The organism is Nocardioides sp. TF02-7, from assembly GCF_022437945.1.
In the GTDB taxonomy this organism is placed as follows: domain Bacteria; phylum Actinomycetota; class Actinomycetes; order Propionibacteriales; family Nocardioidaceae; genus Nocardioides.
Genome location: NZ_CP092535.1, coordinates 452797 through 477075, shown reverse-complemented (window position 1 = coordinate 477075; position 24279 = coordinate 452797). Strand labels below are relative to the sequence as shown.

The 24279-nt window shown below is 74.4% G+C and carries 20 protein-coding genes and 4 pseudogenes; 19 read left to right on the top strand and 5 right to left on the bottom strand.

Annotated elements, in window-relative coordinates; translation table 11 throughout:
• The first annotated feature begins 274 nt into the window (after nucleotides 1-274).
• Nucleotides 275-2413: an N-acetylmuramoyl-L-alanine amidase gene (locus MF408_RS02485; protein ID WP_240250127.1), complete on the top strand. Its 2139-nt coding sequence runs from the start codon at nucleotides 275-277 to the stop codon at nucleotides 2411-2413.
• A gap of 35 nt (nucleotides 2414-2448) precedes the next feature.
• Here MF408_RS02485 and MF408_RS02480 read toward each other — a convergent pair whose 3' ends face one another.
• Nucleotides 2449-3171: a TIGR03089 family protein gene (locus MF408_RS02480; RefSeq protein WP_240250126.1), complete on the bottom strand. Its 723-nt coding sequence runs from the start codon at nucleotides 3169-3171 to the stop codon at nucleotides 2449-2451.
• 42 nt (nucleotides 3172-3213) lie between these two features.
• Here MF408_RS02480 and MF408_RS02475 point away from each other — a divergent pair, with 42 nt between their 5' ends.
• Nucleotides 3214-4287, top strand: coding sequence for a sugar phosphate nucleotidyltransferase (locus MF408_RS02475; protein WP_240250125.1), 1074 nt, complete (start codon nucleotides 3214-3216; stop codon nucleotides 4285-4287).
• Nucleotides 4288-4320: 33 nt separating this feature from the next.
• Here MF408_RS02475 and MF408_RS02470 read toward each other — a convergent pair whose 3' ends face one another.
• On the bottom strand, nucleotides 4321-5124 hold the full coding sequence (locus MF408_RS02470) for a DUF3105 domain-containing protein (RefSeq protein ID WP_240250124.1): 804 nt from the start codon (nucleotides 5122-5124) through the stop codon (nucleotides 4321-4323).
• Nucleotides 5125-5166: 42 nt separating this feature from the next.
• Nucleotides 5167-7134, bottom strand: coding sequence for a 2-phospho-L-lactate transferase (cofD, locus tag MF408_RS02465; protein WP_240250123.1), 1968 nt, complete (start codon nucleotides 7132-7134; stop codon nucleotides 5167-5169).
• 245 nt (nucleotides 7135-7379) lie between these two features.
• On the opposite strand from cofD, the gene MF408_RS02460 reads away from it, so the two are divergent.
• The 5 genes from MF408_RS02460 to MF408_RS02440 all read left to right on the top strand — a co-directional run bounded on the left by MF408_RS02460 (nucleotide 7380) and on the right by MF408_RS02440 (nucleotide 12126).
• A complete protein-coding gene (locus MF408_RS02460) occupies nucleotides 7380-7637 on the top strand; it encodes a WhiB family transcriptional regulator (protein WP_240250122.1) in 258 nt (85 codons plus the stop codon).
• Nucleotides 7638-7724: 87 nt separating this feature from the next.
• The gene (locus MF408_RS02455; RefSeq protein WP_240250121.1) at nucleotides 7725-10100 is read left to right on the top strand and encodes a glycosyltransferase; all 2376 of its coding nucleotides are present in this window, start codon (nucleotides 7725-7727) and stop codon (nucleotides 10098-10100) included.
• 276 nt (nucleotides 10101-10376) lie between these two features.
• Nucleotides 10377-10616, top strand: coding sequence for a hypothetical protein (locus MF408_RS02450; protein ID WP_240250120.1), 240 nt, complete (start codon nucleotides 10377-10379; stop codon nucleotides 10614-10616).
• Nucleotides 10613-11548, top strand: coding sequence for a hypothetical protein (locus MF408_RS02445; RefSeq protein WP_240250119.1), 936 nt, complete (start codon nucleotides 10613-10615; stop codon nucleotides 11546-11548). The genes MF408_RS02450 and MF408_RS02445 overlap by 4 nt, the downstream gene beginning before the upstream one ends.
• Nucleotides 11549-11841: 293 nt before the next feature.
• The gene (locus tag MF408_RS02440) at nucleotides 11842-12126 is read left to right on the top strand and encodes a hypothetical protein (RefSeq protein WP_240250118.1); all 285 of its coding nucleotides are present in this window, start codon (nucleotides 11842-11844) and stop codon (nucleotides 12124-12126) included.
• Here MF408_RS02440 and MF408_RS02435 read toward each other — a convergent pair.
• Nucleotides 12111-12251, bottom strand: coding sequence for a metallopeptidase family protein (locus tag MF408_RS02435; RefSeq protein WP_345893833.1), 141 nt, complete (start codon nucleotides 12249-12251; stop codon nucleotides 12111-12113). The two genes, MF408_RS02440 and MF408_RS02435, sit on opposite strands and share 16 nt — an antisense overlap.
• Before the next feature lie 409 nt (nucleotides 12252-12660).
• On the opposite strand from MF408_RS02435, the gene MF408_RS02430 reads away from it, so the two are divergent.
• The 10 genes and pseudogenes from MF408_RS02430 (at nucleotide 12661) to mtrA (ending at nucleotide 20647) form a co-directional block, all read left to right on the top strand.
• A complete protein-coding gene (locus MF408_RS02430; protein WP_240250117.1) occupies nucleotides 12661-13014 on the top strand; it encodes a DUF3499 domain-containing protein in 354 nt (117 codons plus the stop codon).
• 607 nt (nucleotides 13015-13621) lie between these two features.
• Nucleotides 13622-14335, top strand: a pseudogene (gene manB, locus MF408_RS26535) (phosphomannomutase/phosphoglucomutase); the annotation flags it as partial.
• Nucleotides 14336-14498: 163 nt separating this feature from the next.
• A pseudogene (gene manB, locus MF408_RS26530) lies at nucleotides 14499-14678 on the top strand (phosphomannomutase/phosphoglucomutase); the annotation flags it as partial.
• 63 nt (nucleotides 14679-14741) lie between these two features.
• Nucleotides 14742-14996: a hypothetical protein gene (locus MF408_RS26525; RefSeq protein WP_345893905.1), complete on the top strand. Its 255-nt coding sequence runs from the start codon at nucleotides 14742-14744 to the stop codon at nucleotides 14994-14996.
• Nucleotides 14993-15172 carry a Trm112 family protein gene (locus tag MF408_RS02420; RefSeq protein ID WP_240250116.1) on the top strand — a complete coding sequence of 60 codons (180 nt, stop codon included), beginning with the start codon at nucleotides 14993-14995 and terminating at the stop codon, nucleotides 15170-15172. The genes MF408_RS26525 and MF408_RS02420 overlap by 4 nt, the downstream gene beginning before the upstream one ends.
• Before the next feature lie 4 nt (nucleotides 15173-15176).
• Nucleotides 15177-16205, top strand: coding sequence for an SIS domain-containing protein (locus MF408_RS02415; protein ID WP_240250115.1), 1029 nt, complete (start codon nucleotides 15177-15179; stop codon nucleotides 16203-16205).
• A 48-nt stretch (nucleotides 16206-16253) separates the two neighbouring features.
• Nucleotides 16254-17354 (top strand): acyltransferase family protein, encoded by a 1101-nt coding sequence (locus MF408_RS02410; protein WP_240250114.1) that lies wholly within the window; start codon nucleotides 16254-16256, stop codon nucleotides 17352-17354.
• Nucleotides 17351-18310 (top strand): DUF808 domain-containing protein, encoded by a 960-nt coding sequence (locus MF408_RS02405; RefSeq protein WP_240250113.1) that lies wholly within the window; start codon nucleotides 17351-17353, stop codon nucleotides 18308-18310. Before MF408_RS02410 ends, MF408_RS02405 begins: the two co-directional genes overlap by 4 nt.
• 112 nt (nucleotides 18311-18422) lie before the next feature.
• Nucleotides 18423-19866: pseudogene (ahcY, locus tag MF408_RS02400) on the top strand (adenosylhomocysteinase).
• Nucleotides 19867-19945: 79 nt separating this feature from the next.
• A complete protein-coding gene (gene mtrA, locus MF408_RS02395) occupies nucleotides 19946-20647 on the top strand; it encodes an MtrAB system response regulator MtrA (protein WP_240250112.1) in 702 nt (233 codons plus the stop codon).
• On the opposite strand, the gene MF408_RS02390 is transcribed toward mtrA, so the two are convergent.
• On the bottom strand, nucleotides 20644-21039 hold the full coding sequence (locus tag MF408_RS02390) for a hypothetical protein (RefSeq protein ID WP_240250111.1): 396 nt from the start codon (nucleotides 21037-21039) through the stop codon (nucleotides 20644-20646). The genes mtrA and MF408_RS02390 overlap by 4 nt on opposite strands.
• A gap of 142 nt (nucleotides 21040-21181) precedes the next feature.
• Between MF408_RS02390 and mtrB the strand changes: the two genes are divergently transcribed.
• Both mtrB and MF408_RS02380 read left to right on the top strand, forming a co-directional pair.
• Nucleotides 21182-23143, top strand: coding sequence for an MtrAB system histidine kinase MtrB (mtrB, locus tag MF408_RS02385; RefSeq protein WP_240250110.1), 1962 nt, complete (start codon nucleotides 21182-21184; stop codon nucleotides 23141-23143).
• Nucleotides 23144-23388: 245 nt separating this feature from the next.
• Nucleotides 23389-24108 (top strand): annotated as a pseudogene (locus MF408_RS02380) (LpqB family beta-propeller domain-containing protein); the annotation flags it as partial.
• Between the last annotated feature and the right edge of the window lie 171 nt (nucleotides 24109-24279).

Genomic DNA, 24279 nt, shown 5'->3' with positions numbered 1-24279 from the left:
TCGCTTCGCTTCGCGCGTGTCGCGCCGCCCTGGACGCCTCGCCTTCCCTCCCTCCGCTCGGTCGCTCGTTCCTCGCTCCCTCGCTCCAGTCAGTCCAGGCGAGGCGGGCGGCGCGACGGTCTCGCCCCGATGTTCGACGAGTTGGGATGTTGCGGCGTGTCGAGTGGAAATTACACGTTTGTAGTTACTCACGAACTCTTCCGTGTGCCTGTGACTCATGTGAAAGTTGCTTCTCGTGTGACTCCTTCCCCGCACACGACTGGAGCAGCCACTCATGCGTTCGAGCACGTCCCGATCCTCCGACCGACCAGCCGTCGCCGACCCCGCGCGTCGCCGGCAGCACTTCGTGGTCGCCTGCCAGCAGGTGCTGGCGCTGGCGCTCGTGTGCGCCGTCCTCACCCCGGCGGCGCGGACCATCACCATGGACGTCCGTCCGGCGGGTCCGGGCGCGGCGGACGTCGGCGGCCCGGCTTCGCTGCGGTCGGCGCAGGTGCCGTCCACGGTGCCGACCGCGCCGGTCGACCCGGCGGTGGAGGAGTACACCCTCACCGCACCGAAGGGTGCGCGGGTCGCGCCACGGGCGCTGCGCTCGACCGTGCAGCGCACCGCGGGCGGCAGCCGGCTCACCAGCGACGCGGTGCCCGTGGACGGCTACGGCACGGTCGGGGTGACCTGGGGCGCCGGGGCCCGCGTGGAGGACGACGCCCTCGCGGTCCGAGCGCGCACGCTGCGCGACGGCCGCTGGTCGGGATGGGCCGAGGTGCCGTTCCACGACGAGCACGGCCCCGACCCCGACAGCCGCGAGGGCCGGCGGGCGCGTCCGGGCACCGAGCCGCTCGTGGTGGGCGACGCCGACCGGGTGCAGGTGCGGGTGGTCGCCGACGCCGGCGTGCCGGCCGACATGCGGCTCGCGGTCATCGAACCCGGCACCGCGTCGAGCACCGCCCGCGAGCTGCCGAGCATCGACACCAGCACCCTGCCGGGGAGCGCCCCGGGCAGCCGGTCCGACCAGTCCGACCAGGCCGACCGGACCAGCCCGACGCAGGGCGGCGACGGGGCGATCACGCTGCAGGCGAAGGTCGCGGCGCCGCGGCCGACGATCTTCTCGCGGGCCCAGTGGGGCGCCAACGAGCGCCTCCGCGACCCGGGTTCCCTGCACTACTACGAGGTGCACGCGGGCTTCGTGCACCACACCGTCAACACCAACGACTACACCCGCGCGCAGGTGCCCGGGATCATCCGGAGCATCTACGCCTACCACACGCGGTCCCGCGGCTGGAGCGACATCGGCTACAACTTCCTGGTCGACCGGTTCGGCCGGGTCTGGGAGGGCCGCGCCGGTGGCGTCGACCGCCCGGTCGTCGGCGCCCACACGCTCGGCTACAACGAGGAGTCGTTCGCCATGTCGGCGATCGGCAACTTCGAGACCGCGCGGCCGACCGCGGCGATGATCCGTGCGTACGGCGCCCTGTTCGCGTGGAAGCTCGGCCTGCACGGCGTGGACGCTGCCGACCAGAAGCAGCGGGTGGGGTCGCGGAACTTCCCCGCGATCAACGGCCACCGCGACGCCGGGTCGACCGCGTGCCCCGGCCGCTACCTCTACGCCAAGCTCGGGCGGATCCGGAACCTCGCCGCCGCGGCGCAGACGGGTTGGGAGGGGCGCGAGCTGGAGTCGGACCTGGTCGGCGACCCCGGTCCGGACCTCGTGTTCCGCCGGAAGTCCGACGGCCGGGCGATCCTGCGCTCGGTCGAGCGTCGCCCCGACGGCCGGCTCCGGCTGGGCAAGCCTCTCAACACCGGCCTCGACCTCTCCTCGGCGCGGGCGCTGCTGCGCGCCGGCGACTGGGACCGCGACGGTCACGGCGACCTGATCGTCCGTCACCACGGCCGGCTCTGGCTCCACCGCGGCCTGGGCGGCGGCAAGTTCGCACCCGAGAGCCTGCTCGCGAAGGGGTTCGGCAAGGTGCGGCTGCTCGCAGCGGTCGGCGACTACACCGGCGACGGCTTCCCGGACCTGGTGGGGCAGCCGATCGGCGGCAGGATGCAGGTCTACCCCGGCAGGGGGCGTGAAGGGGCTGCGGGCGGCGCTGCCGGCCTACTCGCCGGTCCAGGGCCGTCGTCAGCTCGGCATCGGCCGGTGGGACGGCGACGGCGCGCCGGACACGATCGTCCGCACCGACTCGGCGCTCGTGCTCTACCGCGGCAACGGACCTGGTGGGTTCGTCCGCGGCACGGCCCTCAAGATCCCGATCAGCGGCTACAACTGGATGGTCGGCATCGACGACGTCGACGGTGGCGGCCACAGCGACCTGGTGGTCCGCACGAAGGGCAACGACCGGCTGTGGCTCGTCCCCGGGAGCACCGGCCAGTTCCAGCCCCGCGTCCGGATCACGGGCAAGATCTCCGTCTATAACCTCATGGGGTGAGGAGGGACGACGTGCCTGGTGCTCAGGCGGGGAAGCGGGCGGTGGCGCGCTCGGCGACGTACGTCGCCTCGAGCCGCTCCCGGCCGGCCTGAGCCACCAGGACGAGCGAGCCGCCCTTCGCGAGCGGCTCGGCGAAGGTCGCGAGTCCCGGTGGGGAAGCCGGGTTCGCGACCGAGAGGAGGCGGCCGCCGCCGTCGAGGAGACTCCCCCCGGCGGCCGCCTCCCACAGCGTCCGGTGGCTCACCGCGACACCGTCCAGCTCGTGCGCCGGGTCGTCGGCGCCCGGCGGGTCCCAGGGGACGAAGGCGTCCGGCTGCGACCAGATCTCGACCCCGACGTCGTGGACCCCGGGCGGCACCGGGTGGGCGAAGCGCACCCCGAGCGGCAGCAGCGAGCAGGCGAGCACGACCGTGCGGTCGACCCGCCCGGCCCAGACGTCCAGGGTGTCCGGCCCGCAGACCACCGCCGCGGGCTCCTCGGAGCCGGTCACGACCAGCCCGGCCTGCCACGCGGCGCCGAGGAAGACGGTGGTCAGCCAGTGGGGCGGGAGGTCGATGCGCAGGCGGTCGCCGCGCTCGAGGTCGAGCTCGTCGACGAGGAGCGAGGCGGCCTTCGCGACCCAGTTGGCGTACGTCGTCACCGACAGCTCCACCCGCTCGCCGGCGCCGTCGTCGTAGAACGTCACGAGCGGGCGGCCGGGGTCGCGGCGGAGCCGCTCGGCGAGGACGTCGGCGAAGGTGGTCACGGGCCCCCACGATAGAGCCACCGTGCCCTAGGGTTGCCCGCCATGGATGGCTTCTGGGCCGTGGTGCCGGCCGGCGGCGCGGGAACCCGGCTGTGGCCGCTCTCGCGTGCCGGGTCCCCCAAGTTCCTCCACGACCTCACCGGCAGCGGCCGGACGCTGCTCGAGCAGACCCACGACCGGCTGGCGCCGCTCGCGGGCGACCGGTTCCTCGTCGTGACCGGCCGGCCGCACGAGGAGGCGGTGCGCCGCCAGCTGCCGGCCGGCACCGAGGTGCTGGCGGAGCCCTCGCCGAGGGACTCGATGGCCGCCATCGGGCTCGCTGCGGCGCGGCTGGAGCGCCGGGCCGCGGAGACGGGGGAGGACGTGGTGATGGGCTCCTTCGCCGCCGACCACGTCATCACCGACGCCGACGCGTTCCTCGACACCGTCCGCCACGCGGCGCGGGCCGCCCGCGAGGACTGGCTGGTGACCATCGGGATCGAGCCGACCTTCGCCAGCTCCGCGTTCGGCTACGTCGAGCAGGGCGACCCGCTCCCAGGGCTCGAGCAGGCGCGGGAGGTGCGGGCGTTCGTCGAGAAGCCCTCGGTCCCGGTCGCGGAGGAGTACCTCGCCACCGGTCGCTACCGGTGGAACGCGGGGATGTTCGTGGTGCGCCCGTCCGTCCTGCTCGACCTGCTCGCCGCCGAGGCGTCGGCATTCGCCGCGACCCTCCGCCGGATCGCCGCCGAGCCGCGGTCGCTGGACGCCCTCTGGCCGACGCTGCCGAGGATCGCGATCGACCACGCCGTCGCCGAGCCGGCCGCGGCCGCCGGCCGGGTGGCGACGGTGCCGGGCGGCTTCGGGTGGGACGACGTCGGCGACTTCGACTCGCTCGCCGGCCTGGTCGGCGAGGCCGCTGACTGCACCGTCCTGGGGGACCGCGGCGCCGTCGTGGCGCACCAGGCCACCGGCCTCGTCGTGCCCGGCTCCGGGCGGGTGGTGGCCGTCGTCGGGCTCGACGACGTCGTGGTGGTCGACACCCCCGACGCGCTGTTGGTGACGACCCGCGACCGGGCGCAGGACGTCAAGGCCGTCGTCGCGGCCCTCCGCGACCGCGGTCGCGACGACCTGACCTGACCCGACCTGGGTGGCCGGGCGGCCGCCGTACCGTCAGCCCTGGTAGCCGCCGATCGGCTCGGGCGCGTCGGTGTAGGGGTACTTCTTCATGAACGCGTCGAGCGCCTCGCCGCTCGGCTCGGAGCAGTACTGCCAGACGCCGACGGACTTCGTGTCGTCGACCATGCTCCAGTGGGTGAGCGCGATGTGCTGGCCGTCGGGGAAGTCGTCGCCGTCCTCGCTGGTCCACGGCACCGCCTTGAACGCGAGCCGGTTGTTGGTGTCGCTGTCGTCGAGCCGGTCGGCGATCGCCTTGATCTGGCCCATCATCGCGGCGTCGTCGGCGGCCTTCTCGTCGTACCAGAGCACGGTGAAGCCGTGCTCCAGGTTGTGGACCAGCGCCTCGAGCTCGGGCCGGGTGTCCTCGTTGTAGAACCGCACCTCCATCGGCACGGGCGCGAGGCCGCCGACGTTCCAGTGCGGCCCGAACGCGGGCGGAGCGTCCTCGTAGGTGATCTGCTCGTCCTCGTCGCGGTGGTCGTTGTTGCCCTCCGCGTCCTTGGTGGTGATCTCCCCGCACGCCGACGCCGGTGCGCCGATGTCGGCCAGCGCCTCGCCGGAGTGCTGGCGCTTCTCCCACCACGACCGCACCGGGCTCCATGCCGCAGCGCCGACGATGACCACCGCGACGAGCACGCACACGCCGACGATCATGCGGCCCTGCCGCTTGTCGGCGCTGCGCTGCTTGCGGCGGATGTCGTCGATGACCTTCTGGCGGTCCGACTTGGCGGACTTGGTGGTCTTGACCACGGTGCGGGGTACCTCGATGTCGTGGGAGAAGGACGCGTCGGAGCGCACCCGGAGCGGCTCGGACGCGGTGAGTCTACGGAGTCCCGGAGCCTAACCGGAGATCGAGGCCGTCGCTGGATGTCTCGGCGACCCAGCCGTGCGCGAACGCCACGACGGCGGCCAGGCCGGCGCGGTCGGCCGGGCAGCGGACCCCGCCGCTCTCGGGGCCGTCCTCGGGACCGTCGTGGGGGGGAACGCCTCGATGCCGGCGCGGGCCAGGGCCTCCAGCAGCTCCGCCCGCGGCACGGGGGACCCGAACGGCGCCCGGTCCGCGGGGTCGCCCGCCACGGCCCGTACGACGGCCTCGCGGGCGCCGTAGCCGAACAGGTCGGCGCCGTCGGGTCGCACGAGCGAGCGGGCGCCGGGCCCGTCGTCGCCCGGCGGCAGGACCAGGTCGGCCCGACCGCGGACCACGGCGAACGGGCGGGCCCCGAGCTTGCCCTGGGCGAGCTCGGCCACGCCGGCCAGCTCGTCGGCGACCGCGGGCGCGGTGACGGCCAGCTCGTTCCCGTGCGCGTCGACCCGGCCGGCGAAGGACTCGAGCACGACCAGCCCGGCGGCGCCGATGGCGATGTCGGTCTGCCCCTCCCGCCACGCGCGGCCCGCGGTGTCGGTGACGACGACGCCGACGTTGACGCCGAGCCGCCGCGCGACGGCGCTGCGGATCCGCCGCGCGGACCCGTCCGGGTCGAGCGGGAGCAGAACCACCTCGCCGGCCGCGACGTTCGACGCGTCGACACCGGCTGCCGCCATCGTGAGGCCGAGCCGGTTGCGCACGATCCGGGTGCCGCCCCGGCGCGCCACCGGCCGCACGGTCTCGCGATCCACCCACGTGTCGCGGTCGCCGTCGACGACGCGGCCCTCGGCCTTGCTCACGACCTTGCTCGTCACCACGACGACGTCACCGTCGACCAGCTCGACGAGGGGCTCCAGCAGCGCGACCAGGTCGTCGCCCGCCCGCACCTCCGGCACGCCGTCGGGCGCGGTCACCGTCAGCGTCGGCATCAGCCGGCCACCAGGTCCACCGCGGCCGCGGCCATCGCCGCGGTCGCGTCGGCGTCGGTCATCATCAGCGGCACCGCGGCGCACCGGATGCCGGCCTCCTCCACCGCCGCCACCTGGGCGGCGTCGCGCTTCGTCGACGAGCCACCCGTCGAGCACGCCGCCGGCGGCACGGGCGCCGTAGTGGCGGCCCACCGCCCCGGCGCTCACCTCGACGCCCACGGACGCCAGCAGCTGGGCGGCCATGCCGCGCACGTGGCTGCCGCCGACGATGGGGGAGAGGCCCACGACCGGCGCCGCGGTGGCCCGCACGGCGTCCCGCACGCCCGGGACGCCGAGGATCGTCCCGACCGAGACCACCGGGTTCGACGGCGGCAGCACGACCAGGTCGGCCTCCGTGATCGCCTCGACGACCCCGGGGGCGGGGGAGGAGTCGTCGAGGCCGACGACGACCACCGTCTCCGCCGGCACCTCGGCCCGCAGCCGTACCCAGTACTCCTGGAAGTGCACGACCCGCCTGCCGCTCGGGGAGGCCTCGTCCGCCACCGCGACGTGGGTCTCGACCCGGTCGTCGGTCATCGGCAGCAGCCGCACGGGCGGGCCGGGGAGACCGGCGAGCCACCGCCGGCAGAGGGCCTCGGTGACCTTCGACAGCGGGTAGCCGGCGTCCACGAGCTGGGTGCGGACCAGGTGGGTGGCGATGTCGCGGTCGCCCAGCCCGAACCAGGTGGGCTCGACGCCGTAGGCCTCGAGCTCGGCCCGCACGCTCCACGTCTCGTCGCGGCGGCCCCACCCGCGACCGGGGTCGATCCCGTCGCCGAGGGTGTACATCACCGTGTCGAGGTCGGGACAGACCTTGAGCCCGTGCACCCACCAGTCGTCGGCGGTGTTGGCGATCACGGTGACCTCGGCGTCCGGCGCGACGCCCGGGATGGCCCCGGTGGCGATCCCGTGCCGCAGGCCCTGCAGGAACCGGGCGCCGCCCATGCCCCCGGACAGGACGGTCAGCTTCTTCATGCGGCTAACTCTGCCGCGCGCGGCGGCGCGCCCGGCCCCGGGGGCACCAGGCGATACGCGAGGGCGGTGCAGAAGATCCGCATATAGCAGACTCAGGCTTGACTCAGTGGGTATGACATGCATGTAATTCCACAAGTGTCGTTCCGACTCAGGTAGCGGTTCCCACTTCCGATCAGGGAGTGAGCACCGGACTGCCGGGCAGGGGCCGGGGCGGCGACAAATGGGGGTCGAAAGGGGCGGAGACGGTGAGAGAACTCTTCCTGGTCGAGGATGCAGGCACCGACGACCTGGGGTGGCAGGAGCGCGCGTTGTGCGCGCAGACCGATCCCGAGGCCTTCTTCCCGGAGAAGGGCGGGTCGACGCGCGAGGCCAAGAAGGTCTGCCAGACCTGCGAGGTCCGGGTGGAGTGCCTCGAAGCGGCACTGATGAACGACGAGCGGTTCGGCATCTGGGGCGGCCTCTCCGAGCGGGAGCGCCGCAAGCTGAAGAAGCGCGCCGTCTGACCGGGAGCCGGGCGCGCACCACGGGCGCCCGGCGGTCCGGTCGACGAGCGGCCGGTCGCGCGCGGCGGGTCGGTAGGCTCGCCCCTCGTGTCCGGGGTCTCGGTGGTGCTCGTCAGCCACGACGGTTCGTCGTGGCTCAGCGCCGTCCTCCGGGGGATCAGCGAGCAGACGGTCGCCGGCGACGCCCTCGACGCCGTGGTCGCCGTCGACACCGGCAGCAAGGACGGCAGCGCCGACCTGGTGGAGTCCACCCTCGCCGCCCTGCCCACGACCGCGGTCACCGTCCTCCGCGAGTCGGGCCGGACGACGTACCCCCAGGCGGTGGCGCTGGCCCTCGACACCCTCCGTCGTCAGGGCAGCACCTCGGAGTGGGTCTGGCTGCTCCACGACGACAGCAACCCCGCGCCCGACGCGCTCGCCTGCCTGCTCGCAGCCGCCGCCGATCGGCCCGACGTCGACTTCCTCGGCCCCAAGCTCCGCGAGTGGCCCTCGCTCAAGCGCCTGCTCGAGGTCGGCGTGACGATCAGCGGCACCGGCCGGCGGGAGACCGGGTTGGAGCGTGGTGAGTACGACCAGGGCCAGCACGACGAGGTGCGCGAGGTGCTCGCCGTCAACAGCGCCGGCCTGCTCGCGCGGCGGGCGGTGCTCGAGGAGCTCGGTGGGTACGACGAGCAGCTGGCGATGTTCGGCAACGACCTCGACCTCGGCTGGCGCGCCGCGGCCGCCGGCCGCACCACGCTGGTCGTGCCGCAGGCGGTCGTCTTCCACGCCGAGGCGGCGCACCGGGGCGTGCGCCGAACGCCGCTGACCGGCCGGCACACCCATTACCAGGAGCGGCGGGCGGCGCTCTACACGCTGCTGGCCAACTGCCGCACCGCAGCGCTGCCGTGGCAGGTGGTCCGGCTCGCCGTCGGCTCGCTGCTCCGCGTGCTGGGGTTCCTCCTCGTCCGGTCCGCGGGAGAGGCCCTCGACGAGCTGGCGGCGCTGCTCGCGGTCTACGCCCGACCCGGCCAGGTGCGCGCCGCCCGGCGGTCGCGCCGCCGTGACGGCGTCGACCGCAAACGGGTCCGCCGGCTGCTCGCGCCGTGGTGGCTGCCCTACCGGCACGGGCTCGACTTCCTCGAGGACCTCGTCGCCGCGGCCACCAACCAGGCCGCCGACGTCGCCGAGCGGCGCCGCGCGGCCGCCGCCGAGCGCGACCCGTCGCCCCCGCAGGCCCGGCACCGCACCGACGAGGACGACGACCTGGCCGACAACGGTCTCGCCGTCCGGTTCCTCACCGACCCGGTCGCTGTCGTCCTCGCCGTCGTCGCGATCGTGTTCGTCGTCGGCGCCCGGGAGGCGTTCGGCGCCGTGAGCGGCGGCGCGCTGTCACCGGTGCCCGCCGATGCCGGCGAGTGGTGGCGGCTGCACGTCGAGAGCTGGCACCCGGTCGGGTTCGGGTCCGCGGTGCCGGCGCCGGCGTACGTCCTGCCCCTGGCGCTGCTCGGCTCGCTGCTCACCCCCGAGACGGCGATGTCGGCGCTGCTCGTCGGTGCCGCGCCGCTCGCGCTCTGGGGTGCCTGGCGGTTCCTGCGGGTCGTCGGGCGACTGGTCAGCAGGTACGGCGCCCCCCGGTGGCTGCTGCTGTGGGGGGCGACGACGTACGCGCTCGTGCCGCTGGTCTCCGGTGCCTGGAGCGACGGCCGGTGGGGGCGTCGTCGTGGCGGCCGCCCTGCTGCCGTGGCTGGCCCACGCCGCGCTCGGCTTCGCCGACCCCGAGGCGTCGCGCCGGTGGCGCGCCGGCTGGCGGTCCGGGCTCCTCCTCGCGCTGACCACCGCCGTCGCGCCGGTGACGTGGCTCCTGTTCCTCGCCCTCGGCGCGGTCGTCCTCGCCGCCGCCGGGCTGGTGCTGCGCGGCGCGGTGCGCGGCCGGTCGGTGTGGGGGCCGCCCGTCACCGCGCTCGCCGTACCCGCCGTGCTGCTCGCGCCGTGGTGGGTTCCGGCGCTCGTCGAGGACGCGGGAGCAGCGCTGCTGCTCGACGTCGGACGCTGGCCGACCGTCGCCACCGACGGCGCCGACCTCGTCGTGGGGCGGCTCGGCGACGCCGGCGCGCCGTGGTGGCTCGGCCTGCTGGTCCCGATGCTCGCCCTGCTCGCCCTGGTGCCGCGCTCGACGCGCATCGGCGTCGTGCTCTGCTGGCTGGTGGCCGCCGTCGCCGCGCTCGTCGCGCTCCCGCTCGGCGCCGCGACGCTCGACCTCGCCGGCGCGGTGGAGCAGCAGCCCGGCCTCGGACCGGTGCTGCTGGTGCTGCACGGGGCGTGGGTCACCGCCGCGCTGCTCGGGGTGCTCGCGCTCACCGGCCGGTCGCCGGTGCCGGTCACGCTTCCGCGGCCGGTCCAGCCGGTGCTCGCCGGCCTCGGCGTCGTCGCCGCTCTCGTCCCGCTGGCGGGGCTCGTGTGGTTCGCGGTCTGGGGAGGTGACGACCTGGCCTCCGAGCAGCCGACCGAGGTCCCGGTCTACATGGCGCAGGAGTCGGAGACCTCGCCCGAGCTCGGCATCCTCGTGGTCCGGGGGGAGCGTCGCCGACGGGCTCGCCTACGAGCTGCAGCGCGGGACCGGCCCGACCGTGGGGGGAGGACGAGATCGCCGCGCTCACCGCGGAGGACCCGGCCGTCACCGAGCTGGTCGGCGCCCTGGCCTCCGCCCCGACCCCCGAGACCGTCGACGCCCTGCGCGAGCGGGGCGTCGGGTTCGTGGTGCTGCCCGCGCCCGCCGACGGCGCCGTCGCCGCCCGGCTCGACGCGACCGGCGGGCTCGAGCCGGCGAGCGCCGAGGACCGGGCGACCCGCGCCTGGGCGACGACCGACGCGCCGCCGGCCGAGGCGCTCGACGGCCCTGCCCCGGCGTGGCGCACCGGGCTGCTGGTGCTGCAGGGGGTGGCGGTGCTGGTCGTCCTGGTCCTCACCCTCCCGACCGTGCGGAGGAGCAGGCGATGACCGACGAGCAGCCGCGACCGTCCGCTGGGCGCCGGGCGACCGACCGGAGGGGCGACCGGCGGGGCGACCGGCGGGGCGACCGGCCCGGCTCCGCGCCCGGGCGGCGCGGGACCCGCGGCGGCCGCCGCGTGGACGTGCTGGTCGCGCTCGGCATCGCGCTCCCGGCCGTCGTGGCCGGCGCGCTGGCCCTGACCGCCGGTGACGAGCCGCCCGGCCTCCCGTCGGAGGCGCCGGTGCGCGCCGTCCTCCACGACGCCTCGCTGGTCTGCCCGGCCGCACCCGGTCGCTCCGCCGGCAGCGTCCTCGCCGGCCGCGCCCCCGGCCTCGACGAGGGCACGGTCACGGTCCTGACGGCCGACGACGCCGACGAGACCCTCGCCGAGGCGGCTCCCACCAGCATCGGGCCGGAGCAGCTCACCGAGGTCGACTCCGACGCCGACGTGGTGCTGAGCGGCGAGGGGGCCGCCGCCCCCCGGCCTGCACGCCGGCCGCGCGGGCGAGGCGGAGTCGGCCGCCGAGTGCCGCCCGGCCGCCTACGACGAGTGGTTCACCGGCCTCGGCGCCGCGGCCCGGCAGTCGTCGACCATCGAGCTGGTCAACCCCGAGACCGCACCCGCGGTCGTGGAGATCGCCCTCCACGGCCGCCGCGGCCCGATCGAGGAGGAGGACCTCCACGGCATCCGGGTGCCCGGCCACGGCGTCGTCCGGCTCGACCTCTCCGAGGTCGCACCCCGACGGGGCCCGTTGGCGGCCCACGTCCTCGTCGCCCGCGGCCGGGTCGTGACCACCGTGCGGCACACCTACGACCCCCTCGGACGGAGCCGGCCGCGCACCGACTTCGTGCCCGCCCAGGCCGAGCCGGTGACCGAGACCGTCCTCCTCGGCGTGCCGGAGCGGGCCGGCGGATCGGTCTACCTCGTCAACCCCGGTGAGGACGAGGCCCGCGCCACCGTGCGCGTGGTGTCCGGGGAGGCGACGTTCACACCCGCCGGGCTCGACGAGGTGGCGGTCCCGCCCGGCACCGTCCGCGCCCTGCCACTGGCACAGGTGCTCACCGCAGAGGCGCGCGACGGCGTCGTCGGGCTCCACGTCGAGTCGACCACGCCGGTGCTCGCCACCGCCCGGATCCTCCGCGACGACGACCCCGGCTTCGTCGGCCCGGCACTCGCGCTCGCCGACGGGGAGCCGGTGCCGGCCGTCGTACCGGCGGGGGGCGAAGCGGCTGGTGCTCGGCGGGGCGCAGCGCGCCGGCGTCGTGCGGGTGTCGGCGGCCGACGCCGAGGGCGAGCCGCTGCTGGAGCAGGAGCGCTTCGAGATCGGCGCCGACCACGGGGTGGCCGTCGACCTGCCCGACGAGGCGGTGCTCGTCACCGTCGACGCGCGCAACACCCCGGTGTCGGCGACCGTCGAGCTGACCGGCGGCCGCACCGGCACCCTCCGCCTGCGGCAGCCGGAGGTGTACGCCGAGGTGCCCGCGGTCCGGCCGGGCGCCGGTCAGTCGTCGGGATAGCGGGGGTCCACCTCCGACGGCGGGAGGCCCAGCAGGTCCGCGACCTGCTCGACGACGACGGTGAGGACCATCGCCTCCAGGTCGGAGCGGTCGGCGGCCCGGTGCTCGATCGGCCGCCGGAACACCACGAGCCGGGTCGGCGTCGGCCCCGAGCCGCGGACCAGCGACGCCAGGGGGCACCGTGCCCGGGTCCCAGTCGTCGGGGATCTGCGGCGTGTCCTCGACGGCGTACTCGACCAGCCCGAGGCGGTCGGACCACCGCCGGTCGATCTCGGTCACGACGTCGAGCACGAGCCGGTCGAAGGACTCGCGCCGGGAACGCGGCCGCGGCGGGCGGCCGTGGCGCGGGTGGCCCAGCACCGCGGGCCCGCGGGGTCCCCGGCCACGCCGGTCGCGTCGGGATCGCCGCGCGGACCCGCCTGCGCCCTCGGAGCCGCCTGGCTCGCCGGGGCCCGGGGTCGGTTCGGGGGTGGCGTCCTCCACGACCAGCGAGCCTATCCGCGTCCGGTGACCGCGGGTTGTACCGTCTGCCGCGTGAGTCTCGCCCGGCGCTGTTCCCGCACCGCGTGCTCGCGTCCCGCCGTCGCGACCCTCACCTACGTCTACGCCGACCAGACCGCCGTCCTCGGTCCACTCGCCACCTACGCCGAGCCGCACGCCTACGACCTGTGCGCGCTGCACAGCGAGCGGCTGTCCGCACCCCGCGGCTGGGAGGTGCTGCGGCTCTCGCTCGAGCAGTCCGCCCCCGGCCCGAGCGAGGACGACCTGCTCGCGCTCGCGGACGCCGTACGCGAGGCCGCCCGTCCCGCCCCGCCCCCGCCCGAGCCGCCCCGCGGCCCGGCCCGCGAGGTCGCCCGCCGCGGCCACCTGCGCGTGTTGACGGACTGATCGACCCGGCACATTCCGGCGCCTGCAGAGCCCCGACCCGGCGCGTTTCCGCACGCGGAGAGCCTCGACCCGGCGCGTTCCTGCACGCGGAGAGCCTCGACCCGGCGCGTTCCTGCACGCGGAGAGCCTCGACCCGGCGCGTTCCTGCACGCGGAGAGCCTCGACCCGGCGCGTTCCTGCACGCGGAGAGCCTCGACCCGGCGCATTTCTGCACGCGGAGAGCCTCGACCCGGCGCGTTCCTGCACGCGGAGAGCCTCGACCCGGCGCGTTCCTGCACGCGGAGAGCGTCGACCCGGCGCGTTTCTGCAGCCCGGGCGTGCGGAGATGGGCCGGGTCGGGCTGTTCTGGGTGCGGAGATGGGCCGGGTCGGGCTGTTCTGGGTGCGGAGATGGGCCGGGTCGGGCTGTTCTGCGTGCGGAGATGGGCCGGGTCGGGCTGTTCTGGGTGCGGAGATGGGCCGGGTCGGGCTGTTCTGGGTGCGGAGATGGGCCGGGTCGGGTTGTTCTGCGTGCGGAGATGAGCCGGGTCGGGCTGTTCTGCGTGCGGAGATGAGCCGGGTCGGTGCGAGGAGCCCCGGTGCCACCCGGTGCACTAGGGTCCGGTTCCATGTCGTCGACCTGCTCGCCGGACAACCTCAACGCGGTCTTCAAGGCCTACGACGTCCGCGGCACCGTGCCGGACCAGCTCGACGAGGACCTCGCCCGCGCGACCGGGCACGCCTACGTCCGGGTGCTGGACGTGTCGGCGTTGGTGATCGGCTACGACATGCGGCCGAGCTCCCCGGCGCTCGCGGGCGCGTTCGCCGAGGGCGCGACGGCTGCCGGTGCCGACGTGACGATGATCGGACTCGCCTCCACCGACCAGCTCTACTTCGCCTCCGGCCACCTCGGGCTGCCCGGGGCGATGTTCACCGCCAGCCACAACCCCGCGCAGTACAACGGCATCAAGATGTGCCGCGCCCACGCGCAGCCGGTCGGCATGGAGAGCGGGCTGGCCGAGATCCGCGACCTGGTCGCGCGGGGCGAGGCGCCCGCGACGGGCGGCACCGGCTCGGTCAGCGAGCACGACGTGCTCCAGGCGTACGCCACGCACCTGCTGTCCCTGGCTCCGGTCAGCGGGCGGCGGCTCAAGGTCGTGGTCGACGCCGGCAACGGCATGGCCGGTCACACCGCCCCGGCGGTGTTCGACCGGCTCGCCGACCAGGTCGAGCTGGTCCCGATGTACTTCGAGCTCGACGGCACCTTCCCCAACCACGAGGCGAACCCGATCGAGGCCGCCAACCTTGTCGACCTGCAGCGCCGGGTGGTCGAGGAGGGGGCCGACATCGGCCTGGCGTTCGACGGGGACGCCGACCGCTGCTTCCTCGTCGACGAGCGCGGGGAGGCGGTGTCGCCGTCCACGCTGACCGCGCTGATCGCCGCGCGCGAGCTCCCGCAAGGAGCCGGGTGCCACCGTCATCCACAACCTGATCACCAGCCGCGCGGTGCCCGAGATCGTCGCCGAGCTCGGCGGCAAGCCGGTCCGGACCCGCGTCGGCCACTCCTACATCAAGGCGACCATGGCCGAGACCGACGCGGTCTTCGGCGGGGAGCACAGCGGTCACTTCTACTTCCGCGACTTCTGGCGCGCCGACTCCGGCATGCTGGCCGCCCTGCACGCGCTGGCGGCGCTGGCGGAGAGCGACAAGCCGCTCTCGGGCCTGCTCGCCGACTACGAGCGCTACCCGATGAGCGGTGAGATCAACAGCGAGGTCGCCGACCAGGCGGCGGTGCTGGCCGAGCTCGAGGCGACGTACGGCGGTCGCGACGGCGTCGAGGTCGACCACCTCGACGGCCTCAGCGCGAGCCACGCCGACTGGGCGTTCAACGTGCGCGCCTCCAACACCGAGCCGCTGCTGCGGCTGAACGCCGAGGGGAAGGACTCCACGACCATGGCCGCGATCCGCGACGAGGTGCTGGCGATCATCAGGAGCGGACGATGAGCGCCGGCGTCTCCGAGGAGCTGCTGGCGATCATCGTCTGCCCGGCCTGCCACGGCGACCTGGCGCTCACCGAGGGCGCCGAGCCGGAGCTGGTGTGCCAGGGCTGCGGGCTCGCGTACCCGGTGCGCGACGGCATCCCGGTGCTGCTGGTCGACGAGGCCCGTCAGACCCGTTGAGCCGATGACCTGGTTCGACGAGTCCCGCCTCGACGACGAGATCGCCCTCGGCGCCGCCGACCTGCGCCTGCGCACGTTGGCCGAGTCGGGCTCCCGCATCCGCCGGGAGGCCGGTGCCGCGGCCGAGGCGATCGCGGAGGCCGTCGAGCGCGCCTCGGACGCGCGTCCCCGTGCGGTGATCGCGGCGGGGCCGGACTCGCGGCTGCTGCGAGCGGTGCTCGAGCCGTGGTGCCCGGTGCCGTTCGTCGCCTGGCCCTCGGCGGGCCTGCCGGGGTGGGCGGGCAGCCTCGACCTGGTCGTGGTGCTCGCCCCCGAGGGCTCCGACACGGGCAGCGCGTCGGCGGTGGCCGAGGCGGCGCGCAGGGGCTGCCAGGTCGTCGTGGCGTGCCCCCGGGACTCGATGGTTGCCGAGCACGCCGCCGGCCGGTGGAGCTCGGTGCTGCCCACCAGCACCGGCGACCAGCTCGCCACCGCGGTCGTGATGCTGTCGTTCCTCCACCGGGTCGACCTCGGCCCGTCGTCCGACCCGACGGAGGTGGCCGAGGCGCTCGACGCCGTCGCGATCGCCTGCTCGCCGCACCGGGACATCTCGATCAACCCGGCGAAGATGCTTGCGATCTGCCTCGCGGACGCCAACCCGCTGGTCTGGGGAGGCTCGGTGCTCGCCGCTCGCGCGGCCCGGCGCGTGGCGGAGTCGATCCGGCGCACCTCCGGGCGCACCGCGCTCGCGGGGGACGCCGAGCACCTGCTCCCGGTGATCGAGGCCGCCCGGCCCCGCAACGTCTTCGCCGACCCGTACGCCGACGGCGCGGGCAGCGACCGGCGGCCGTTGCTGGTCGTCCTCGACGACGGCGTCGCCGACCCGGTCGGCGCCGAGCAGCGCGCCCGGCTCGAGGAGGCGGCCTTGGCCCGCGACGTACGGGTCGAGGCCGTGACCGCCGACACCGGCGGCGAGGTGGCGCGCTACGCGTCCCTGCTGCTGCACGGCACCTACGCCGCCGAGTACCTGCGGTTGGGCCTCGTCGCCGACTAGAGCCGCTCCGCTTGTGCGATCCCGCGATGTGGGTACCGCACCAGGACCATGGCTTCATCGAAGGTCGCCCGGGACCCGTGGCTCGACAACGCGAAGATGGCGCTGGTGACGCTGGTCGTCATCGGGCACGCGTGGACGATGCTCCCGGTCGACGAGCTCAGCGCCCGGCTCTACGACTTCCTCTACGCCTGGCACATGCCGGCGTTCGTGCTCGTCACCGGCTACCTCTCCCGCGCGTTCACCTACGCGCCCGAGCGGATGTGGCAGCTGGTGCGCACGGTCGCGGTGCCCTACGTGCTGTTCGAGTGCCTGATGGCGCTGTTCCGCATCCACGTCGGCGGCGAGGAGCTCGAGGACCTGTTCAAGGACCCGCACTGGCCGCTGTGGTACCTCACCGCCCTGCTCTGCTGGCGGCTGATGACGCCGCTGTTCCGGCCGCTCCCGGCGGTGCTGGCGGTGACCGCGGCCGTGGTCCTGAGCGTGACCGCGGGGACGCTGTCGGGTGACGGGTTCGAGCTGCTGGACCTGTCCCGGGTGCTCGGGCTGCTGCCCTTCTTCGTGCTGGGGACGGTGCTCACCAAGGAGCGGCTCGAGCTGCTCCGCGCCCCCGGCGCCCGGTGGATCGCGCTGGCGGTCCTGGTGCTGGTGTGGCAGCTGGCCGGCCACTTCCACGAGGAGCTGTCGGCGGAGTGGCTCTACTACAGCGCCCAGTACGACGAGCTCGGCGCGAGCGACCTGCGGGGCGCTGCCACGCGGCTGTTCCTCCTCGGGATCGGCGCGGTCGCCAGCCTGGCGTTCCTCGCCCTGGTGCCGCGTCGCGGCGGCTGGTTCGCGCGGATGGGTGCGGCGACCCTCGTCGTCTACCTGTTCCACGGCTTCTTCGTCCGGGGTGCCGAGTACGCCGGGTACGCCGAGTGGGCGGCCGCGCGCCCGGACGTCGCCGTCGCGGTGACCGTCGTCGGGTCGGTCGCGATCGCGCTCGCGCTGGCCGCTCCGCCGGTGGCGCGGCGGCTCCAGGTGGTCGTCGACCCGTTCGGCGCGGCCCAGCGGCGGGTCGACGAGGCGGTCGGTCTCACGGCGGCGGCCCAGGAGACCGGTAGCCTTCCGCCCATGCAGAGCACGCAGCCGACCGAGGCGGCCTCCCGGTGAGTGCGGGCCTCTTCGGGCTCCTCGACGACGTCGCCACCCTCGCCAAGCTGGCGGCCGCCTCGATCGACGACGTCGGCGCGGCTGCCGGCCGGGCGACCACCAAGGCGGCCGGCGTCGTCATCGACGACACCGCCGTCACCCCGCAGTACGTCCAGGGGATCGCCGCGGAGCGCGAGCTGCCGATCATCAAGAAGATCGCCGTCGGGTCGATCCGCAACAAGCTGCTCGTCATCCTCCCGGCCGCGCTGCTGCTCAACGCGCTCCTGCCGGACCTGCTGCCGGTGATCCTGATGGCCGGCGGCACGTTCCTCGCCTACGAGGGTGCCCACAAGATCTGGGGCAAGGTCTCCGGCCACGACCACCACGACGTGCCGGTCGCCGAGGTCGGTCCCGAGGCCGAGAGGTCGATGATCTCCGGCGCCGTGCGGACCGACCTGATCCTCTCCGCGGAGATCATGGTGATCGCGCTCGACCAGGTCGTCGACGAGGGCTTCGGGTTCTGGGGCCAGCTGGCGATCCTCGTCGTCGTCGCGTTCGTGATCACCATCGCCGTCTACGGGCTGGTGGCGCTGATCGTGAAGATGGACGACGCCGGGCTGAGCCTGTCGCAGCGGTCGGCGGCCGTCGCGCAGCGGGTCGGCCGCGCCATGGTCGCGGCGATGCCGCGGCTGCTCGCGGTGATCTCGGTGGTCGGCACCGTCGCCATGCTCTGGGTGGGCGGCCACATCCTGCTCGTCAACCTGCACGAGGTGGGCTGGTGGGACGCCCCCTACGACCTGGTCCACGACCTCGAGCACGAGATCGAGCACGCCGTCCACGGCTTCGTCGGCGCCGTCCTTGGCTGGCTCGCCAACACCGCGATCTCGGCGGTCATCGGCCTCGTCGTCGGTGCCGTCGTGGTCGCCGTGGTCGCGCTGCTGCCGTTCGGCGGGCGGGAGGAGCAGGCCGCTCATTGATTGAGCGGACGGCCGGACCCGCTTGTAGGCTGGATCCCGTCCTGCGCGGGAGATCCCGAAGAGTGCAGATGCGCCGCAGACAGCCTTCCAAGTTCCGCAGAGGATTCGACCCATGGACTACAAGGTCGCTGACCTGAGCCTGGCCGACTACGGCCGCAAGGGAGCTCACCCTCGCCGAGCACGAGATGCCCGGCCTCATGGCGCTGCGCGAGCGCTACGGTGACAGCAAGCCGCTGCGCGGCGCGCGCATCGCCGGCTCGCTCCACATGACGATCCAGACCGGCGTCCTCATCGAGACGCTCGTCGCCCTCGGCGCCGACGTGCGCTGGGCGTCGTGCAACATCTTCTCCACCCAGGACCACGCCGCCGCCGCGATCGTCGTCGGCCCCGAGGGCACCGTCGACAACCCGTCCGGCACCCCTGTCTTCGCCTGGAAGGGCGAGACGCTCGCGGAGTACTGGGACCTCGCCGAGCAGGTCTTCGGCTTCACCGACGAGTCCGGCAACCCGGTCGGCCCCAACATGCTGCTCGACGACGGTGGCGACATCACCCTCCTCGTCCACAAGGGCGTGGAGTTCGAGAAGGCCGGCGCCGTCCCGGGCCCCGAGACCACCGACAACGAGGAGTACAAGGAGGTCCTCCGGGTCCTCGGCCGCTCCCTCGAGCAGGACCCGCAGCGGTGGACCAACATCGCCAACGGCATCAGGGGCGTCTCCGAGGAGACCACCACCGGTGTCCACCGCCTCTACGAGCGGTTCAAGGAGGGCTCGCTGCTCTTCCCGGCGATCAACGTCAACGACTCCGTCACCAAGAGCAAGTTCGACAACAAGTACGGCTGCCGCCACAGCCTCGTCGACGGCATCAACCGCGCCACCGACGTGATGATCGGCGGCAAGGTCGCGGTCATCTGCGGGTACGGCGACGTCGGCAAGGGCTCCGCGGAGTCGCTCCGTGGCCAGGGCGCCCGGGTGATCGTCACCGAGATCGACCCGATCTGCGCGCTGCAGGCCGCCATGGACGGCTACGAGGTCAAGCGGCTCGACTCCGTCGTCGACCACGCCGACATCTTCATCACGACGACCGGCAACTTCAACATCATCCGCACCGAGCACTTCGAGCGGATGAAGAACCAGGCGATCGTCGGCAACATCGGCCACTTCGACAACGAGATCGACATGGCCGGCCTGGCCCGGATCCCCGGCATCGTCAAGGACGAGATCAAGCCGCAGGTCCACCAGTGGATCTTCCCCGACGGCAAGAAGGTCATCGTCCTGTCGGAGGGCCGCCTGCTCAACCTCGGCAACGCGACCGGCCACCCGTCGTTCGTGATGTCGAACTCCTTCACCAACCAGGTGCTCGCCCAGATCGAGCTCTTCACCAAGACCAACGAGTACGAGGTGGGCGTCTACGTGCTGCCCAAGCACCTCGACGAGGAGGTCGCCCGGCTGCACCTCGACGCCCTCGGCGTCGAGCTCACCGAGCTCACCGAGGAGCAGGCCGCCTACATCGGCGTCCCGGTCGAGGGTCCCTACAAGCCGGACCACTACCGGTACTGAGCAACGCTGCCCGGGCCCCGCATCTCCCCCGGAGGTGCGGGGCCCGGTGCTTCCCGCACCTAGGATTGCCGCGTGAGCCATGCAGCCCAGGGGAGCGTCGTACCCCACGAAGGGGCGGGTGCTCGTCGTCGACGACGACGCGCCCCTCGCGGAGATGCTCGAGATCGTGCTGCGCCAGGAGGGCTTCGACAGCCGGGTCTGCGCGCGGGGCGACCAGGCGCTGGCCGCGTTCCGGGACTACCGGCCCGACCTGGTGCTGCTCGACCTGATGCTGCCGGGCAAGGACGGCATCGACGTCTGCAAGGAGATCCGGGCGGAGTCCGGCGTCCCGATCGTCATGCTGACCGCGAAGGGCGACACCGTCGACGTCGTCGTCGGCCTCGAGTCCGGCGCCGACGACTACGTCGTCAAGCCGTTCAAGCCCAAGGAGCTGGTCGCCCGGATCCGGGCCCGGGTCCGCCGCACCGACGGCGTCGCGTCGGAGACCCTGACGGTCAAGGACCTCACCATCGACGTCGCCGGCCACAGCGTCACCCGCGACGGCGAGGAGATCGCGCTGACCCCGCTGGAGTTCGACCTGCTGCTCTGCCTCGCGCGCCGGCCGTGGCAGGTCTTCTCGCGGCAGGTGCTGCTCGAGGAGGTGTGGGGCTACCGCCACGCCGCCGACACCCGCCTCGTCAACGTCCACGTCCAACGGCTCCGCTCCAAGGTCGAGCACGACCCCGAGCACCCGGAGGTCGTGCTCACCGTGCGCGGCGTGGGCTACAAGGCCGGGAGCTAGTGGTCCGGGTGGCCGCGCGGCCCCGGATCGCACTGCCCGCCGAGGTGCGCCGGGCGCTCACCTTCTGGCGTCGCTCGGTCCAGGCCCGCGTCGTGCTGCTCACCCTGCTGCTCTCCGCGGTCGTGATCAGCGGCGTCGGCTGGCTGCTGCTCCAGCAGACCCGCGACGGGCTCCTCGAGCACCGGGTCGACGTGGTCGTCGGGGAGGTGGAGGCGGAGGCGACGGCCATCCAGGAGCGGCTCCAGGCGGCGTCCGGCACCAGCGTCGACGCCGGCCAGCAGCGGGCCGACCTGATCGACCCGGTCATCGAGACGGGGGAGAGCCGCGGCTACTACGTCGTGCTGGGCGGCCCCGAGGGCAACGGACCGTCCCTCGCCGAGGGCGGCGCCCACCGCACCAGCGGCCTCGAGCGGACCAGCGTCCCGACCCGGCTCGAGGAGTACTTCGACGGCGTCAACCGCAGCACGGCCTGGACCTACACCGAGATCGTCCGCACCACCGACGACGGTGCCACCGTCACCGAGCCCGGGGGTCGTGGTCGGCTCCCAGATCCAGCTCCCGGCCGACGGCCAGACCTACACGCTCTACTTCCTCTTCCCGCTGACCGAGGAGGAGGACACGCTCGGCCTGGTGACCCGGGCGCTGCTCACGGCGGCCGGGCTGCTGCTCGTGCTCGTCGCCGGCCTCACCTGGCTGGTCACCCGCCACGTGGTGACGCCGGTGCGGATGGCGCGGCAGGTCGCCGAACGGCTCGCGAGCGGCCGGTTGCAGGACCGGATGCTCGTCACCGGCGAGGACGACCTCGCCCGCCTGGCCATGTCGTTCAACCAGATGGCCTCCAACCTCCAGCAGCAGATCCGCCAGCTCGAGGAGCTCAGCTGGGTCCAGCGTCGCTTCGTGTCCGACGTGTCCCACGAGCTGCGGACGCCGCTCACCACGGTGCGGATGGCCGGCGACGTCCTCCACGACGCGCGCGGCGACTTCGACCCCGCGACAGCGCGGGCCGCCGAGCTGCTCCAGGTCGAGCTCGACCGGTTCGAGACGCTGCTCGTCGACCTGCTCGAGATCAGCCGGTTCGACGCCGGCGCGGCGGTCCTCGACCTCGAGGACACCAACCTGCTCGACGTCGCCCACCGGGTCGTCGACGCCGCCCGCCCGCTGGCCGAGCAGCGCGGCGTGGTCGTGGTCGTCGAGCAGCCCGAGCGGCCGGTGCGCGCCGAGGTCGACGTCCGCCGGGTCGAGCGGATCCTCCGCAACCTCGTCACCAACGCGATCGACCACGCCTTTCCCGACGACCCCGAGCGACCGATCGTCGTACGGATGGCCTCCGACGGGCACGCCGCGGCGATCACCGTCCGCGACCGCGGGGTCGGGCTCTCGCCCGGTGAGTCGGCGATGGTCTTCAACCGGTTCTGGCGGTCCGACCCGGCCCGCGCCCGCAGCAGCGGCGGCACCGGCCTCGGCCTGGCGATCTCGCTGGAGGACGCCCACCTGCACGGTGGCTGGCTGCAGGCGTGGGGCCGACCCGGCGACGGCGCCCAGTTCCGGCTCACCCCTGCCCCGCTGGGCCGGGCAGCCGTTGCGCTACAGCCCGCTGCCGCTGGTGCCGGCCGGCCAGCTGCCCGAGACCGGGGAGCACGTCGCCGCCGACCTCCCGGCCGAACCGGGCGACGAGGAGCCCGCCTCCACGGCCGACGCCGGCCACCCGGCCCGGGGAGCGGCGCCGTGAGCCGGCGTACGACGGCCGCGCTCGTCGCCGTGCTGGTCGCCGCCCTGCTCGGCGGGTGCGTGGGCCTGCCCGAGGAAGGACCGGTCGTCGAGGCCCGCCTCGGCACCGACCGCGACCTCGAGAGCGCCTCGGAGATCGACGCCCGCCCGCCCGCGCCCGGCGCGAGCCGGGTGGAGGTCGTCAACGGGTTTCTCGAGGCGATGATGGCGTGGCCGGTCAACACCAGCGTCGCCCGCGAGTACCTGTCGACGGCCGCCGCCGAGGAGTGGCGGCCTCGCGGCACGCTCGTCTACTCCGACCTGCTCCCTTACCGCGAGGACGGCAGCACGGTGACGGTCCGGCTCCGCGACGCGACCCGGCTCGACGAGTCCGGCGGCTGGCAGGGGCCGGCGCCGGAGCCGCAGCGGTCCCTCGACTTCCGGCTCACCGTCGAGGACGGCGAGTTCCGGATCCTCGACCCGATCGACACCCTCGTCGTGCGGGCCACCTGGTTCCAGCGCCGCTACCGCCAGGTCGCGCTCTACTACTTCGACGCCACCGGCCGGGTGCTCGTGCCCGAGCCGGTCTTCGTCCCCGCGGGCGACCAGCTCGCCACCAGCCTGGTGTCGGCGCTCGTCGCCGGTCCGCCCGCCCGGCTGCGCGACGTCGTCCGCACCTTCGTCCCGCCCCCGCCTCGCCGTCGGCCTCTCCGTGCCCGTCAGCGAGGACGGCGTCGCCACCGTCGACCTCCAGGGCGCGCCCGGCCGGGTCTCCGAGGACGCCGCTGAGCTGATGCTCGCCCAGATCGCCGCGACCCTCCGGCAGGAGCCCACCATCCGCTCGGTGCGGGTGACCATCGGCGGGGAGGAGGTCGCCGCCGCCGGCGGCGCCGCGGAGTACGACGTCGTCAACGCCGCGACGTACGACGTCGCCGACACGCCCTCCAACGGAACGCTCTACGGGCTGCTCCGCGGCCGGCTCGTGACCGGCGGGCTCACCGAGCCCCGACCGGTCGACGGCCCCCCTCGGCCGCGGCGACCGAGACCTCGTCTCCGCTGCCGTCAGCCCCTCCACGAGCCGGGTCGCCGGGGTCACCGCCGACGGGCGGGTGCTGCTGGCGGCGCTGCGCACCGCCGACGGCACCGACGTCGACACCCTCATGACCGGCGGCGCCGACCTGTCCCGCCCCGCCTGGGACGGCCTCGGCCGGCTGTGGCTCCTCGAGCGCGGCGCCCTCGACGGCGCCCGAGTCCTGGTGATGACCGCCCGCGGACCACGCGAGGTCCCCGTCCCGGGCGTGACCGGCACCGCCGCCCGGCAGCTGCTGGTCTCCCGCGACGGCAGCCGGCTGATCGCCCTCGTCGGCGGACCCGACCGCGACCGCCTCGTCGCCTCCCGCGTCGTCCTCGACGCCCGCGGCCGCGCCGCCCGCGGAGCGCAGTCGACCGTCATCTGGACCGAGCCCGACACCCGGGTCGTCGACGTGGCCTGGACCGGACAGCTCGAGGTCGCCGTGCTCACCCCCGTCCGGCCCGGCGAGCTGTTCGAGATCGAGTCCGTGCCCGTCGACGGCGCCACCGTCGGCGTCGACACGTTCTCCACCGTCGTCTCCGGACGGATCGTCGGCCTGGCCGGCGAGCCGTTCGTCGAGTCGCCCGCCTACGCCATCGCCGGCGACGGGCTCATCGAGGTCCGCACCGGCGAACGGCTGCCCTACGCCGGCCGCGTCCGCGCCCTCGACTACCCCGGCTGAGCCCCTCTCCACAGGCCGCCCCGCACCACGTTGCCGCAGCCAGCTGACGGTGCTGCCATGGACGGATGCCCGACCCGCCCGGCCTCGTCGACGCCTTCCTCGACCTGGTCCTCGGCTCCGCCTGCGTCGGCTGCGCCCGCCCCGGCCGGCCGCTGTGCCCCACCTGCTGCG

Excerpts from the sequence above, each read along its gene's own strand:
- MF408_RS02485 (WP_240250127.1), top strand. The coding sequence starts at position 275 with ATGCGTTCGAGCACGTCCCGATCCTCCGACCGACCAGCCGTCGCCGAC.
- MF408_RS02475 (WP_240250125.1), top strand. The coding sequence starts at position 3,214 with ATGGATGGCTTCTGGGCCGTGGTGCCGGCCGGCGGCGCGGGAACCCGG.
- cofD (WP_240250123.1), bottom strand. The coding sequence starts at position 7,134 with ATGAAGAAGCTGACCGTCCTGTCCGGGGGCATGGGCGGCGCCCGGTTC.
- MF408_RS02445 (WP_240250119.1), top strand. The coding sequence starts at position 10,613 with ATGACCGACGAGCAGCCGCGACCGTCCGCTGGGCGCCGGGCGACCGAC.
- MF408_RS26525 (WP_345893905.1), top strand. The coding sequence starts at position 14,742 with ATGAGCGGTGAGATCAACAGCGAGGTCGCCGACCAGGCGGCGGTGCTG.
- MF408_RS02420 (WP_240250116.1), top strand. The coding sequence starts at position 14,993 with ATGAGCGCCGGCGTCTCCGAGGAGCTGCTGGCGATCATCGTCTGCCCG.
- MF408_RS02415 (WP_240250115.1), top strand. The coding sequence starts at position 15,177 with ATGACCTGGTTCGACGAGTCCCGCCTCGACGACGAGATCGCCCTCGGC.
- MF408_RS02410 (WP_240250114.1), top strand. The coding sequence starts at position 16,254 with ATGGCTTCATCGAAGGTCGCCCGGGACCCGTGGCTCGACAACGCGAAG.
- mtrA (WP_240250112.1), top strand. The coding sequence starts at position 19,946 with ATGCAGCCCAGGGGAGCGTCGTACCCCACGAAGGGGCGGGTGCTCGTC.